The 15,159-nt window shown below is 42.2% G+C and carries 9 protein-coding genes; all 9 read right to left on the bottom strand.

Going from position 1 to position 15,159, the window contains the following annotated elements; genetic code table 11:
• Window positions 1–96: 96 nt before the first annotated feature.
• The 9 genes from CL181_RS09260 to CL181_RS09225 all read right to left on the bottom strand — a co-directional run bounded on the left by CL181_RS09260 (window position 97) and on the right by CL181_RS09225 (window position 14,640).
• Window positions 97–1,095, bottom strand: a complete 999-nt coding sequence (locus CL181_RS09260) for an ABC transporter substrate-binding protein (protein WP_097299027.1) — start codon at window positions 1,093–1,095, stop codon at window positions 97–99.
• Window positions 1,096–1,122: 27 nt separating this feature from the next.
• Entirely contained in the window at window positions 1,123–2,142 is a 1,020-nt protein-coding gene (locus CL181_RS09255) for an ABC transporter substrate-binding protein (protein WP_176505138.1), read from the bottom strand.
• A gap of 43 nt (window positions 2,143–2,185) precedes the next feature.
• Window positions 2,186–2,359: a hypothetical protein gene (locus CL181_RS20280; RefSeq protein WP_176505137.1), complete on the bottom strand. Its 174-nt coding sequence runs from the start codon at window positions 2,357–2,359 to the stop codon at window positions 2,186–2,188.
• 20 nt (window positions 2,360–2,379) lie between these two features.
• Window positions 2,380–5,196, bottom strand: coding sequence for a PAS domain S-box protein (locus tag CL181_RS09250; protein WP_176505136.1), 2,817 nt, complete (start codon window positions 5,194–5,196; stop codon window positions 2,380–2,382).
• Window positions 5,197–5,397: 201 nt separating this feature from the next.
• A complete protein-coding gene (locus CL181_RS09245) occupies window positions 5,398–7,794 on the bottom strand; it encodes a PAS domain-containing sensor histidine kinase (protein WP_097299024.1) in 2,397 nt (798 codons plus the stop codon).
• A gap of 146 nt (window positions 7,795–7,940) precedes the next feature.
• A complete protein-coding gene (locus CL181_RS09240; protein WP_097299023.1) occupies window positions 7,941–8,168 on the bottom strand; it encodes a hypothetical protein in 228 nt (75 codons plus the stop codon).
• Window positions 8,169–8,470: 302 nt separating this feature from the next.
• Window positions 8,471–10,585, bottom strand: a complete 2,115-nt coding sequence (locus CL181_RS09235; RefSeq protein ID WP_097299022.1) for a PAS domain-containing sensor histidine kinase — start codon at window positions 10,583–10,585, stop codon at window positions 8,471–8,473.
• Between the two features lie 67 nt (window positions 10,586–10,652).
• Window positions 10,653–13,604, bottom strand: coding sequence for a chemotaxis protein CheB (locus CL181_RS09230; protein ID WP_097299021.1), 2,952 nt, complete (start codon window positions 13,602–13,604; stop codon window positions 10,653–10,655).
• A gap of 82 nt (window positions 13,605–13,686) precedes the next feature.
• Entirely contained in the window at window positions 13,687–14,640 is a 954-nt protein-coding gene (locus CL181_RS09225; RefSeq protein ID WP_097299020.1) for a YihY/virulence factor BrkB family protein, read from the bottom strand.
• Window positions 14,641–15,159 lie beyond the last annotated feature (519 nt).

The raw sequence follows: 15,159 nt of genomic DNA, 5'->3' as shown, positions 1-15,159 counted from the left end.
TTTGTGGTAATCATCGATGCAGAGATGATAAGCAGGGCTATACTGAAGAAAACCATGCTGATGATAAGTTGTGTCCTGATTTTCATTTATCCTCTTTCACCTGATATTCACTGCTTCCGGCTTCACTTCCTCCATGCTCTTTGTGTAGATGTAATCCCTGAAGTAGGGTAAGGTCTTTTCGCTGGTGAGGTTATTATTGATTATCCACCTGCCTTCATCGTTCATAGCGATCATGAGCGACCGGTCAAGCGTGAGCGAAAATTGATTGTTAAGCCACGTAGTCGCCATATACGCATCGGTGTAATTCATCCTTATTTGTATGGTCGCCTTCGCTTCATCTGGATGCTCTATTATATATTCCTCGGCCTGGTCAAGTGATTTCAGGAGCTTGTCTATCTGTTCCTGATGACTGGAGATCCAGTCATTCCTGCTTGTCATGATCACATAGGATGCCTGATTTTCCTGTATAGGCCAGATCACCATATTATTGCCCAATCGTTCTTCAACTTGATTGACATCGACAAGCCGGACTGTGGCAGCGTCGACACTGCCATTTACAAGAGCATCAGGAGACTGTGAGTTTAACATATTCACGATAGTTACGTTCTGCAGATTCATTCCATGCAGATCGAAGAACCTGCCAAGATAGAATTCAGATTGACCCCGCCATCTAAAACCTATCTTTTTACCCTTCAGGTCTGAAATATTTTCAATTCCTCTGTCCTTCCGGCCGACAAGATATATCGTCTGATACTTATCTATGCTTCCGATCACACTAATATTTTCTTTTTTTAACGCTTCCACGATAACGGGGTATTCGGATGTTACCGAAATATCCACTTCACCGTTTTCCATTCCATTGACTGCGGCCATCCCTGTGTCATAATCCTTTATGGTCACATTAAGACTATTCCTGGAAAAATAACCCTGATCTTCGGCGATATATATAAGTGCGGCATATTCAGAGGGCAGGTTCCCGATGGTAATTGGCTCGGATGTTCCTGAATAGGTGGCCGGGAAATTCACGAAATACCATACGCCAAATCCTGCCAGCGCTATCGCAACGACGACAGCCATTACAATAGCATTTTTCATATGTTTACTCCCTCTCGATGCTGATTTTCACTGTTTCTTACCTCCACGGATGATGTTCACCGATTCGGGCTTTATCGCCTCCAGTCCATCCGCATATATATAATCCAGGAAATTGGGAGCAGCCTTTTCGGTGGTAAGGTTGTTCTTTATCATCCACCGTGCTTCATCTTCCATCGCGAGAATGAAAGATTGGTCAAGGGAGATGGAGAACTGGTGTTGAGGCCAGATTGTTTCTGTAATAGCATCATCATAATTTAACTGCTTTCGCAAAATGGCCTTGGCTTGCGCAGGATTATGGGTTAAATAGTCCTCTGCCTGAGCCAGGGACTTTAAGAAACGGCTAACAATTTCCGGATGCCCGCCTATCCAGTCGTTCCTGCCGATGATAGTCCCATATCCCGGCTGGTTACTTTGTACCGGAAAAGCAACTATCCTATCAGCCATTTGCACCCTTATTTGACTGCCATAAGGTTCCCAGACTATGACTCCGTCCACTCTTCCGCTTACGATGGCGTCAACGGATTCTTGCGCCGGGACATCAATGACGGTTACGTCTTGCATGGTCATGTTATGCAGTTCAAGGAATCTACCCAGATAAAATTCTATTATCGTATTAAGGGGAATACCTATTTTTTTCCCTTTAAGGTCGGCAGTTGTGTTAATTCCGCGATCTTTGCGACCGAAGAGATAATCCTCATCAAATCTATCTACAACGACGAAAACACTGATATCTTTTTTGGCAAGCACTTTTTTGACGAATGGGAATTCTGCCGCCCACGAAAGAGTCGTATCATCCTTCAACAACGCATCGAGTGACGCCGCGCCGGTATCGTAATCCTTAATATTGACATTAAGGCCATTGGCCAAGAAAAATTGCTGATCCTGCGCGACATAAATAAGAGCAGAGGATGCAGTTGGCACGGTCCCTAAGTTGATTGATTCCATCTTCCCTGTATATGCGTCCTGGGGATTTGTGAAATACCATAGGCTGAATCCCACCAGCGCTATCGCAATGATGATAGCCATTACAGTTGCATTTTTGTTCATGGTTTTACTCCAGGATTGATTCTGATTTTCATAACTTCTCATTTTACCGTATGATATTTACCGCTTCAGGTTTTATAGACTTGAGTTCATCCTCGTAGATGTAGTCCAGGAAATCGGGTACATTTTTCTCCGTCGTCAGGTTGTTATTTATCATCCACCGCGCTTCGTCTTCCATCGCCAGAATAAGTGACTGGTCGTTACTTGGATCATAAATCAATTTGTTAACAGTAGTTCTCCCTATTTCGCACTTAAAACCTCGTGTATGGTTTTTAGCAATATCTCGGCAGTATAAGGCTTTGGCAAAAAAGAGTTTGTATAATCTGCAACGTTTTTAAGTCTATCTTTCTCTGTTAATCCGCTAACTGCGATAATCTTGACTTCATAGTTAATTTTACGGATCGCCCGGATACTCGCCTGGCCATCCATTATCGGCATCATCATATCCATAAGAACGACTTTGACTTTATCCTTATTTTGAGCGTACAATACTACTGCATCCGCGCCATCCTTGGCTGCAAGCGCAATATACCCATTCTTTTCCAATGTCGAAACAGTGACATCACGAACTGAATCTTCATCTTCGGCAATAAGAACCAGTTCTCCATGCCCGAAGAGCAATTCAAGCTTCTGTTCCTGTGCATTTTGTATTTCTGTTCTGGTTTTAATAGCAGGCAAATATATGCTGAATTTCGTTCCTTTTCCAACCTCACTGTACACGTTTATGAACCCGCCATGGCTTTTTACAATTGCAAGAGACGTTGACAGACCAAGCCCGGTTCCTTTTCCAAACTCCCTTGTCGTGAAGAACGGTTCAAAAATCCTATCAAGTATCTCATGAGGAATACCGATCCCGGTATCTGAGACTGCAATGATAACGTAAGAACCGATTTTAGCTTCGATATGCATTCGTGTATAACTTTCATCGATGAAAAAATTTTCAGCAGAGATATTCAAAATACCGCCATCCGGCATAGCATCACGGGCATTCACGCACAGGTTCATTATAACCTGGTGCAGTTGTGTGACATCTCCTGAGATAGTTAAGAGATTTTCTGGTATATCAGTTCTAATTTCAATATTTCTTGGAAATGTTTCGTTTGCGACTTTCTCAATTTCAGTTATAAGATGTTTTGCCTCAAGAGGAGCGCGTTCACCCTCGACACCTCCTGAAAACGATAGAACCTGCTTTATTAAATCCGCACTGCGCTGTGAGTTATTTTCAAGAATAGTAAGCAATTTATGGCTCTGCTCGTCTTTGAATTTTTGTTTTAACATTTGCAGGGATAGCATGATCGGCGTCAGCATATTATTAAGATTATGTGCTATACCGCCTGCAAGAATACCGATGCTTTCCATCCGCTGCGCTCGTAATAATTGCGTTTCAAACATTTTCCTTTCGGTAATATCTTTGGTGATAACCGAGAGACCATCCTTAGAAGGATAGACATTAATTTCAAAAATCAATTTCTTGTCCCCAATCTGGTACTCAGTCTCGATACGCTGAGGTTGCTGTGTTTTTAATGCTTCGATATAGGTCTGCTCCACTTTTGTTCCCTTCACCTCCGGGAAAAGCTTGTAGAGAGATTTTCCAATAGCATCTTTCGCCAGAATCCCTATAAGAGCTTCAGATGCCTTATTCCAGTAGGTATATCTTAAATCTCCGTCCATCGCATAGAATAGGTCGTCAATGCTTTCAGTAAGCTCCCTGTAGCTTGCTTCGCTCTCCAGCAATGCTTTATTGGCTTTTTTAAGTTCTGCTGTCCGTTCCTGTACACGCAGTTCTAACTCATTGTGAGCTTTGTGAAGCGCCTCCTCAGCCCGCTTGCGCCTGGTGATGTCCCTTATAATGCCGGTGTATATCCACCCATTCGATGTCTTTCTTGCTGAGATGGAGAATTCAACCGGGAATACTTTGCCATCTTTTCTCTTAGCCTCCATTTCTATTGTTTTTCTAATTTGCGTGCTCTTTCCTGTTACCGTGAGAGTCTTCATCTCCTTCTTCAGAATATCGGCATAGCTATCAGGAATTATCAAGTCACTAAAAATCGAGCCGACAGCCTCACTTCGATTATAACTGAATATTTTCTCAGCCGCAGAATTCCACAATAATACTCTACCCTCATTATCGAAGGAAACTATAGCATCATTAGCCGTTTCAATCAGGACCCTAAAATTCTCATCAGGCTCGCGGAAAAAGTTTGCTACGGCTTCTTCTATCGATGTTCCCCTGTTGAGTGCTGTTCTTCTGGCAATAAAGATGGCGTTGAGGAAGTATATGCCGCCGAAGTATAGTGGCAGTCTCACGGCCCAGCTAAAAAGGCTGCCAACAGTATGTACAAAGAGCGCAGCGAATAAGTTTATGGAGACCAGCATCAAAGCCAGGAAATACCAGTATAGATAAATTTCTTTCAACCGGAAGTAGAGCCTCATGAAGAGAAAAGCAGAGATAGCAAACAGCATCGCAGCAGTTCCCAGCACCACCTGCCTTAGCGGAGTAGGACCGGTTCCCTGTAAGAAAAACGGCGGGGTAATGCCCTGAAAACTCACTATCGTAAGCAATATTATTGATATCAGTATTCCCGGATAAGCAAGCGTCAGGTTCCGCTTTCTGCGCTTTAAATCCGGTTTTGCATTTATTCTCATTAAGGTGAGCATCGCACCTGTAAGATGAAAAATCGAACCGAACAAAGCCCCAACATTAACTAATGTCACATTAACATTTATCCCACCCGGAGCAGCTATTAACCAGCCGCCTAATAGAGATGCAGAGCCAAATGCCAGCATTCCGCAGCCAAGCAGGAAGATGCTCGGTGACCCGCTTGCCAGGTAGCTCTTCGCACAGATGTACGCCACGGAGAGATATATTACAAAGATGAACACTGTGTTCAGGATTGGGAGTAACCAGAGCGGCTCGGAAAGTACTCTATTGTCAAACGGGGTCAAAATAGCGAGGAGGACTATGAAGGCTGGAATTGATATCGCAGCAAGATATTTATATAGATCTGTGTTTTTCAGTCCCTCCGTTCTCTGGATTTTCGATTCTTCTAATTTCATTTTTCTCACCATGCCAAATAACAGCAATTTATCCGACTTATGCGCATCTTAATGTGGTCCGGGTATCTCCCTTCCGGCTGTAAATTGTTATCTCATCAATGAGACATAGCCGTATATTAACCTGATGGCTATATATTTAACTTCTTCAATAAAAGTTATTCAGCAATCTGCGGGAAGATGAGCTTTATCCTTTCTGATTCCTTATTTTGCGCTCAAAACCTCGTGTATGGTTTTCAACAATCTCTCGGCAGTGTAAGGCTTTGGCAAAAAAGCGTTTGTATAGTCAGCGACTTTCGCAATTCTATCTTTTTCTGTTAATCCGCTAATTGCAATAATTTTGACATCATGATTAATTTTACGAATAGCCCGAATGCCTGCTTCACCATCCATAACTGGCATCATCAGATCTATAAGAACAAGTTTGATTTCATCTTTATTTTGAGCATGCAATGCTACCGCCTCTGCACCATCATTGGCTGTAAGCACTCTATATCCATATGCTTTCAGGGTCGAGCTTATAATCTCACGAATTGATCCTTCGTCCTCAGCAACGAGGATCAATTCCCCGTTCCCAGCTGGCAATTCACGCTGTTGCTCTTCTACTTTTTGTGTTTCGGCTGCTTTAATAGCAGGCAAATATACCCTGAACGTTGTTCCTCTTTCAACCTCGCTATATATATTAATGAATCCGCCGTGACTTTTCACAACTGCAAGAGCCGTTGAAAGACCAAGACCTGTGCCTTTGCCATGTTCCTTTGTCGTAAAAAACGGCTCAAAAACCCTATCCATTATTTCAGGAGGAATACCGGTTCCGGTATCTGAGACCACGATAACGATATACGAACCGACTTTTGCGTCATGGTTCATCTGCGCATAGTTCTTATCAATAAAGAAATTCGAAGCTGTGATACTCAATATTCCGCCGTCTGGCATTGCATCACGGGCGTTCACGCACAGGTTCATTAAAACCTGGTGCAGCTGCGTAGCATCTCCTGAGATTGTAAAGAGGTCTTTCTGTATATCGGTTCGTATATCGATTGATCTTGGAAATGTTTCTTTTAAAACTTTCTCAATTTCCCTGATAACATGTTTTGCAGCAAGAGGAATGCGTTCACCTTCGACGCCCCGTGCAAATGACAGGACTTGCTTTATTAAATTAGCCCCACGCTGGGAGTTATTTTCAAGAATAGTAAGCAATCTCTGGCTCTGCTCGTCTTTGAATTTTTGTTTTAACATTTGCAAAGATAGCGTTATCGGTGTCAATACATTGTTAAGGTCATGCGCAATACCTCCGGCAAGTGTGCCAATGCTTTCTATCCTCTGGGCGCGCAATAACTGCGATTCAAACTTTTTCTTCTCTGTGATGTCCGTGTTTATGACGAGTATTGATTTTGGTTTTCCTTCGCTATCATGCATCAAGGTCCAGCGACTTTCTACAATAATTTCTTTACCATCTTTCGTTACCTGATGCAGTTCGCCAGTCCACTCTCCCTTCTCATGCACGATCTTTTTTGCTTCAATGAGCCTGGATGTTTCTTCTTTATCTTTATATATGAGCCTGTCGGCATTTTTGCCAGTGGCTTCCTCTGCTGTCCAGCCATACAGCCTCTGTGCACCTTTATTCCAGTAGATGAGGCGGTGTTCCATGTCCCGTACTCCAATAGCATCCCGTGCTTTATCGAGAAGGGCCACCTGTTCCTGTATTTGCTTCTCAGCCTTCTTGCGCTCGGTGATATCCTTGGCGATAATAGAGAGACCGAACCTGGATGGATAGGCGTTAATTTCAAAAAAGCGGTCCTTGCCCTTAACCCGATACTTATTCACGAAACGCTCTGGTTGCTGTGTTTTTAATACTTTTCTGTAAAACTTCTCTGCCCTTGTCTCTTTTAACTCCGGGAAAAGCTCAAAGAGAGATTTTCCGATAGCATCCTTCGCCAGAATCCCTGTAAGAGCTTCAGATGCAGTATTCCAGTAAGTATATCTTAAATCCCTGTCCATCGCATAAAAGACTTCACCTATGCTTTCAGTAAGTTCCCTGTATCTCTCTTCGCTATCCTCCAATGCTTTATCAATCTGCTTGTGCTCAGTAATGTCGCTTATTGCTGTTCTGCATTGACTGGATTTACCTTCGCTATCCTGCACTAACATGCTTTCCAGCCGGGCATCGGATTGAATCCCATCCTTACCTGCAAGTTTGATTTCACAAGTCCGTCTGATATTTGTCCTGAAAACCTGTCTGAGGTGTAAATAAAATATATCCTTGCTTTCAGGAGTGATATAAAGAGAAAATGGTCTTTTAATCAAAAATTGCCTTTCTATACCTAATTTATTAGCCCCTGTAAGATTTACATCTAAAATCAGTCCGTTTTTATCAAAAGTAAAATAACCAATGGGTGCAAAATCATACAGGTCAGCATATTCGTTACGTGACGCTTCGAGTTCATTTTGTGCCCTGCGAAGCTCCCCATTTTGCATTTCCAGTTCGATTTGATGCGTTTTTAATTCATGAACAAGGCTCTGAACGTCCTCAGTTGACATTTCTTGCATATTTTCGGTATCGTTTACGAGCTGCCTCTTTGTTTTATCTTCGTTTTTCACCGTTTTTCCTCATAGAATAGGCGACAGTTTACCTCCCTCATCCCATCATAAATACCTTTGTATCCTGTTATATCAGGCATAGATTTTACATATTATATTAATCTGACGCTCTGACATTTTCACATGTACCGTAAAAAGAGCATACACTAAATCGGCTTCATTTTATCAATTTCAGATTCATGCTCATTCAGGAGAGAAATGTCGACATTACCCGGGTATAATCGTAAGAAATAATTTTCCAGGGATTCTACCATATCTTTCTCTCTGCATTCAATAACAAGAATAAAACGGCATGGAACATTATCCGGGTTGAAGAATTTTCTCAATTTGAAAAGGCTTGATTTTTCCTTGAGCAGTTCACAAACAAAATCCAATGTGTCCTGAGTTTGAAAACGTGCGATGAAACCATTAGCTATTACTATACCCCCGCTTGCAAGTATATTATGTTATGTATATCATACAGCTTAATTCTTTCTCTTAGAGCCTGTCTGAAGTCCGAAAAGTCCCTCTGCTCTATATTCTTGACTTCGCCAGTTATGACTTTTTATTATTCTCTCTGTGGTTGATTATCCTTACCGGATTTATTTTTAATTAGGTTTCCTCAAAAATCCCCCTGCAAATTTGAAACATATTTTATAATTGAAATCGAGTCATGCAGCAGTTTGTTAACCGTCCCCTATTTAGCGTTTAAAACCTCATGTATGGTTTTGAGCAGCTTCTGGGCAGTGTAAGGTTTTGGCAGGAAAGCATTTGTAAGGTCTGCAACGTTCTTCAGCCTGTCTTTTTCTGCTAATCCGCTGACTGCAATAATTTTGACATCATGATTAATTTTCCGGATCGTTTGAATGCTTGCCTGGCCGTCCATTATCGGCATCATCATATCCATAAGAATGATTTTGACTTTATCTATATTTTGAGCATACAATGCTACTGCTTCTGCTCCATCGTTAGCCATAAGCACTTTATATCCACTTATCTCCAGTGTTGAGAAAGTAACGTCACGAATTGATTCTTCATCTTCGGCAACGAGGATCCATTCCCCTTTCCCTGCAAGCAATTCAAGTTGCTGCTGTGCTGCTTCATGTATTTCGGTTCTGATCGCAGGCAAATATATACTGAATGCTGTTCCTTTCCTGAGTTCGCTGTATACATTAATGAATCCGCTATGGCTTTTCACAATTGCAAGAGCCGTTGAAAGACCAAGACCTGTGCCTTTGCCATGCTCCTTTGTGGTGAAGAACGGCTCAAAAATCCTGTCCATTATTTTAGGGGGAATACCGGTTCCGGTATCCGAGACTGTAACGACAACGTATGAACCGACTTTTGCATCAGTATGCGTCTGCGCATAGTTCTTATCAACAAAAAAATTCGAAGCTGTGATACTCAATACACCGCCATCCGGCATGGCATCGCGTGCATTTACGCACAGGTTCATTATGACCTGGTGCAATTGTGTGGTATCTGCGGATATTGTCCAGAGGTCATCCGGTATATCATTTCGCATCTCAATATTTCTTGGGAAGGTCTCTTTTACAATTTTCTCAATTTCAGATATGATGCCCGATACCTGAAGAGATTTACGTTCACCCTCGATACCTCGCGAAAATGAAAGGACTTGCTTTATTAAATCAGCTCCGCGTTGTGAGTTTTTTTCAAGAATAGTAAGCAACCTCTGGCTCTGTTGATCCGTATATTTTTCTTTTAACATCTGAAGGGAGAGCATGATCGGCGTCAGCATATTGTTAAGGTCGTGCGCTATGCCGCCTGCAAGCGTGCCTATGCTTTCCATCCTCTGTGCACGTAATAATTGCGCTTCTAATTTTTTCTTTTCAGTGATATCGGTGTTGATTACAAGTATCGATTTTGGTTTACCTTCGCTATCACCTATCAGAGTCCAGTGGCTTTCGACAATCACTTCCCTGCCGTCTTTCGTTAGCTGTTGCAACTCGCCAGTCCACTCTCCCTTCTCAAACACAATCCTTTTTGCTTCAATGAGCTGGGACGGCTCTTCTTTATCTTTAAACAGGAATTCAATGGGATTCTTGCCAATCGCTTCCTGTGCTGTCCAGCCATACAGGCGCTGTGCACCTTTATTCCAGTAGGTGAGACGGTTTTCCAGGCTTCTGACTCCTATAGCCTCCTGTGCATTATCAAGAAGAGTAGCCTGCTCTCGTATTTTCTCCTCAGAGCGTTTGCGCTCAGTGATGTTGACTATCGCTGTTCGACACTGGCTGCTATCCTGTACTGCCAGGCTCTCCAGTTGAGCATCGAATCGATTCTTATTCTTATCCACAAGTTTAATTTCGCAAGTTTGCCTGGTATTGGCTCTAAAAACCTTCCGAAGGTGCAGATAAAACACATCTTTGCTGCTAAAATCCATATAGAGAGAAAACAGTTTTTTAATCAGAAAACTTCTCTCTACACCTAACATATTAGCGCCGGTAAGGTTTACTTCCATAACCAGCCCGTTTTTATCAAAAGTAAAATAACCAACCGGAGCGAAATCATACAGGTTAGAATACCTGTTGCGTGACTCTTCAAGTTCGCTCTGTGCCCTGCGAAGCTCCTCGTTCTGCATCTCCAGTTCTATCTGGTGCACCTGAAGCTCATGAACCAGGCTCCGGATATCCCTGGTCGGCAGCTCCTGCAAGTCCACAGTCTGATCTCTCAACTCTTTTTCTGCCTGCTTGCGCAGGGTTTCTGATTTTTCCAGATCAGCCGTCCTCTGGCGCAATTCTACCAGTTCACATAGGAGTTGTTCCCCGGCTGTATCCTCACCTTTCAATGTCATTTATATATTCCTTCTTGTCTATCCAACCTACACATGCATATATTATTTATTAAATACTAATTATTCATCAGTCTGCTATCATCTTGCGTTCAGTGATATCCTCAATGGCCAGGAGGATTCTCTCTGTGCCTGCTCCTTCCTGATAGATGCGGCGTGCATTAAGCAGCATTACCTTTCTCCCCCCAGGGAACACACTGTCAACCTTGAAATTTTTGAAATGGGAATTTCCGGGCAGAATCTCTTCCAGCAATTCTTTCAAGCGGGGAATGTCCCACCGACCATTGCCTATGTCGTAAATGAATTTGTTTTCGGTTTCTTCCGGCGAAACTTGAAAAGTGTCATAGAAAGACGGATTAGCTGATATCACCCGCAGATCTTTATCCAGCACAAGGATGGATTCCTGCACCGTATTCACGATGCTCTGGGCGTATATCCGGGCATCCTTCTCCATCTGTTGAAGTTCCTTGCGCTCAGTGATATCAATGAATGTAATAACAACGCCATCGATGATATTATCTACGGTTCGATAGGGCAGGATTCTTGTTAAATACCAGAACCCTTTTTTATCTTGCAATTCTTTTTCCTTCAAAACCAGAGTATCAAGCACCCCCTTTATATCGCTAAGCAGGTCTTTATATTCGAGATTGGAAACTATGTCACTGACAGGACGTCCGATATCAGTTTTAATAAGGTTAATTACTTTGGTGACAGATGGAGTAAATCCTTTGATTCGCAGATCATTATCCAGAAAGAGCGTGGCAATCTCCGTACTTGCCAGCACATTATTCAGGTCACTGACGGTTTTTGACTGTTCCTCGAGTTTGGCCTGATGCTCCGCGTTAAGCGTTATCAGCTCCTCATTGAGCGATTGCAGTTCCTCTTTTGATGCATTCAGTTCTTCATTGGTACTTTGCAGTTCCTCGTTAGCAGACATGAGTTCCTCATTGGCTGACTTGAGTTCTTCATTGGATGCCTGAAGTTCTTCTATCGTGGCCTGGAGATTTTCTTTGGTGGACTTTAATTCATTTTCCAGATCTGCAATATGCTCTTTAGCTTGTTTTGATCTATATGTTGATCTGGCAGGTCTGGGAGACCTGGCAGATGGAACATCCTCAAAAGTAACCATTATAAGTCCCTGCATTGTCGATTCTTTAACAGGTTTGACCTTTAGATCAATGGTTTGAAAATCGCCATTTGTCTTTACATTCAGGTTCTGGAAGATAACATCCTTTTTTTGCGCTACAGCTCTATGAATGGCTATATTCAGCTCGGTTCTTAAGCCCTCGCGCGCCATATCTACGACATTAAAACGGACATTCCCTGGGGCAGGCTCAAGATATTTACCTGTCCTGCCATGGATGTAGAGAATATCGCCTTTTTCATTTATGATAGCGCACGGCGGGGTATAAGTATCAAGCAGCATCTTTTCAATCTTTATGCCAATATTGATTGCCCTGGCTTTTGTTTCACCTGCTTTAGCGCCCTCCCACGGAGCCATTGGGGCCAGAGTACCAGTACCATGTGATATCAAAGGTAAATGTGCCCTCTCTCCTATGCGTTTATAAAATCTCCATTTTTTATCGACACTGGAATAGAGTTCTGTGAATTCACCTATTGTCTCGGAACTGCCAAGGAAAAGGTATCCACCCGGATTTAAAGAGTAATGGAAAATGAGCAATAATTTTCTCTGTGATTCAGGAACCAGATATATCAACAGGTTTCTACAACAGATCAGGTCCAACCTGAGGAAAGGTGGATCGCTGATGGCGTTTTGAGGAGCAAAGACAACCATTTCCCGGATCTCTTTTTTTATACTGTAAGTATCATCGGAATTTTTTATACAAAAACGATTTAAACGTTCAGGGGATACATCGACTGTGATATTATCCGGGTAAACACCGGAACGGCCTTCTTCAACTGCTTCCCGATCAACATCCGTTGCAAAAATCTGGACATGGAAGTCACTTTTTATCTCGTCCATATATTCCTTAAAAACCATAGCTACAGAGTAGGCTTCTTCACCTGTTGAACAGGCAGGAACCCAGACCCGCACGGGTTGGTTTTGGCCTTTATCTTTTAATATTTCCGGTATTATCTTTTCTTTAAGAACTTCAAAAGCCGCAGGATCTCTGAAAAAACTGGTAACCCCGATTAAAAATTCTTTGTGGAGAATCCGGATTTCAGGCTGGTTCTCCTGGAGATAATGTACATAGTCTGATATGTTTTCAATTTGATGGAGGCTCATCCGCCGCTCAATCCTGCGGATGAGAGTACTTTGCTTGTAGGAGGAAAAATCAATTCCGGTCTGGGTTCGGATCAGGATTATTATTTTCTGTAAGGAATTAGCAATTTGTTCGGTTACGATCCTTTCAGGTTTCGTTATTTTCTTAGTGTAAAATTGTTTTACATAGCTTACCAGCTGCTCAGGCATTTTTTCCGGCGGTAGGATATAATCTACAAGTCCCGTGGCTATAGCGCTTCCTGGCATGCCGTCATAAGCAGCAGACTCCATACTCTGTACCATGACCATGCCGTCTTCACCCTTTATGGCTTTTAAGCCCAGAGTACCTTCGGTTCCTGTTCCTGAGAGGATAATGCAGATGGCATTTTCTTTCCGGTCATCTGCTAAAGACCGGAAAAAGAAATCGATCGGATGCCTGATACCTTTACTCACTACGGGCTCGTATAAGTGCAGCGTCCCGTGCAGTATTGCCATATCCTTGTTAGGCGGAATGATATACACATGGTTTGGTTCAACCTTCATCCCATCTTCAACCTGGAATACTTCCATTTTTGTGTATCTCATTAATATATCAGCCATTACGCTCTTTGCTGTGGGATCAAAGTGCATAACGATCACAAAAGCCATACCGCTATCATGCGGCATATTAATGAAAATTTTCTCTAAAGCCTCAAGCCCGCCTGCAGATGCGCCTATGCCAACAATCGAGAAGGTGCTTTCTTCATCCGGTTTTATAGGTACTTTATTTTTCCGGGCTTTTGATTTCTTTTCAGGCATCTTGCATAATCATTGTTTTAATAAGAACCACTATAATAAAAAACTAACTGATAGCATAGCAGGATCATTCATCTGGAATTAACTATTTTTTATTCTGCATATTAACATTAACATTAGCAGCCTGAGGTTCGATCTCTTTTTCTCTCCTATCAATATATACAGCGTAATCATTGGGAGTTATTTTATACCCGAATTCTGATGCATACACTTCTGTAAATTCAGCGCCAAAGTAAAGTATGATAGCAGAATAATAAATCCATAGCAGGATGATAATTAACGAACCCGCAACCCCGTAAATGGATGCAGTGGAAGAACTTCCGATGTATGCACCAATTACAGATTTTCCAACCATAAATAATGACGCGGTAAACGCTGCCCCGATAATTGCATCTTTATAGCTCACCTTACCATCAGGTAACATACGAAATATAACAGTGAATATTAAAGTAATGAAAATAAACAACATCCCAATATTCAAAGCATAAAACAGGAACACGGCTATATCCGGAAAGAGAAATTTCAATCGTTCTATAAGAATACTGGTTAAGGAATTTATTATCAGCCCGACCAGGAGCAGGAATCCCATAGATGCGATAATTGAAAAAGAGATCAACCGGTGTTTTATAAATACCATTAATCCTCTGTGTGGTTTGGCTTTTAATCCCCATATTATGTTAAGGGAGCCCTGCATTTCTACAAATACCCCGGTAGCGCCAAGAAACAATGTGATAACTCCAATGACAGCGGCAAAGCTATTATTGTTCGAAAGTTTTACATTCTTAATCATTTCCTGGATTTGCAGGGCTGCTTCATTTCCTACTAATCCGTTAATCTGTCCGAAAATTTCCCCCCTTACTGCCTCAGCCCCTGCAAATATTCCACCCAAATAAATAATAATGATCAGTAAAGGCGGTAAAGAAAAAATTGTATAGTATGATAAGGATGCTGAAAATTTTATTGCATCATCGCTTATAAATTCATTAAGAGTTTCTTTTAGAAGGAACCAGATCTTATTTCCGAAACTTTTTAATGTCATGATTAAACCCCAGGTGTGATATTATATTCTATTCACCACTCCTGCTCTCGTGACTTGGACCACGCAAAACGGGATTCGCTTGACATTGTTCCCATACTGATTATATGCGATTGGGTTCCCTGAGTGGTTGCTAATATAGTATATTTCAAATTACCTCCCCTTTTATTGTATTAGTGGGTTCTTGTATATAGAATATATGCTTTTCTCAGGCATTCGAAGAAGGATGAAGAAACCACAGAGCGCACAGGCGCGCCGAGCAAAGTTCGTAGTCGCCAGCTGGTGCAAATCCAGCATGAGGAAAGGCTAGCCGCCACCTCAGAACTGAACCCCACACCCTGTCTGGTAACAGACCGAATGTGAAGCTGGGGGGTAGGGATACTAGGCCGCAATATAATGGATGTGAAGGTTATAAGCCCCGAAATTCTGTTGATCTTGGAAGCCGACGTTCTCTGTGTAACGGAAGGCAGCAATCACATCACCGAAATTAAGCATCTCCGGTCTTGGAATATAGCAGAGAGC

It is taken from the genome of Candidatus Methanoperedens sp. BLZ2 (genome assembly GCF_002487355.1).
Classification (GTDB): Archaea; Halobacteriota; Methanosarcinia; order Methanosarcinales; family Methanoperedenaceae; genus Methanoperedens.
Note: the sequence above shows the minus strand (reverse complement) of the source record. Positions and strands in the feature narration are given on the sequence as shown.

Coding starts and splice junctions, on each gene's coding strand:
- CL181_RS09255 (WP_176505138.1), bottom strand. CDS start 2,142: ATGAACAAAAATGCAACTGTAATGGCTATCATCATTGCGATAGCGCTG.
- CL181_RS09235 (WP_097299022.1), bottom strand. CDS start 10,585: ATGACATTGAAAGGTGAGGATACAGCCGGGGAACAACTCCTATGTGAA.
- CL181_RS09230 (WP_097299021.1), bottom strand. CDS start 13,604: ATGCCTGAAAAGAAATCAAAAGCCCGGAAAAATAAAGTACCTATAAAA.
- CL181_RS09260 (WP_097299027.1), bottom strand. CDS start 1,095: ATGAAAAATGCTATTGTAATGGCTGTCGTCGTTGCGATAGCGCTGGCA.
- CL181_RS09225 (WP_097299020.1), bottom strand. CDS start 14,640: ATGACATTAAAAAGTTTCGGAAATAAGATCTGGTTCCTTCTAAAAGAA.
- CL181_RS09250 (WP_176505136.1), bottom strand. CDS start 5,196: ATGAAATTAGAAGAATCGAAAATCCAGAGAACGGAGGGACTGAAAAAC.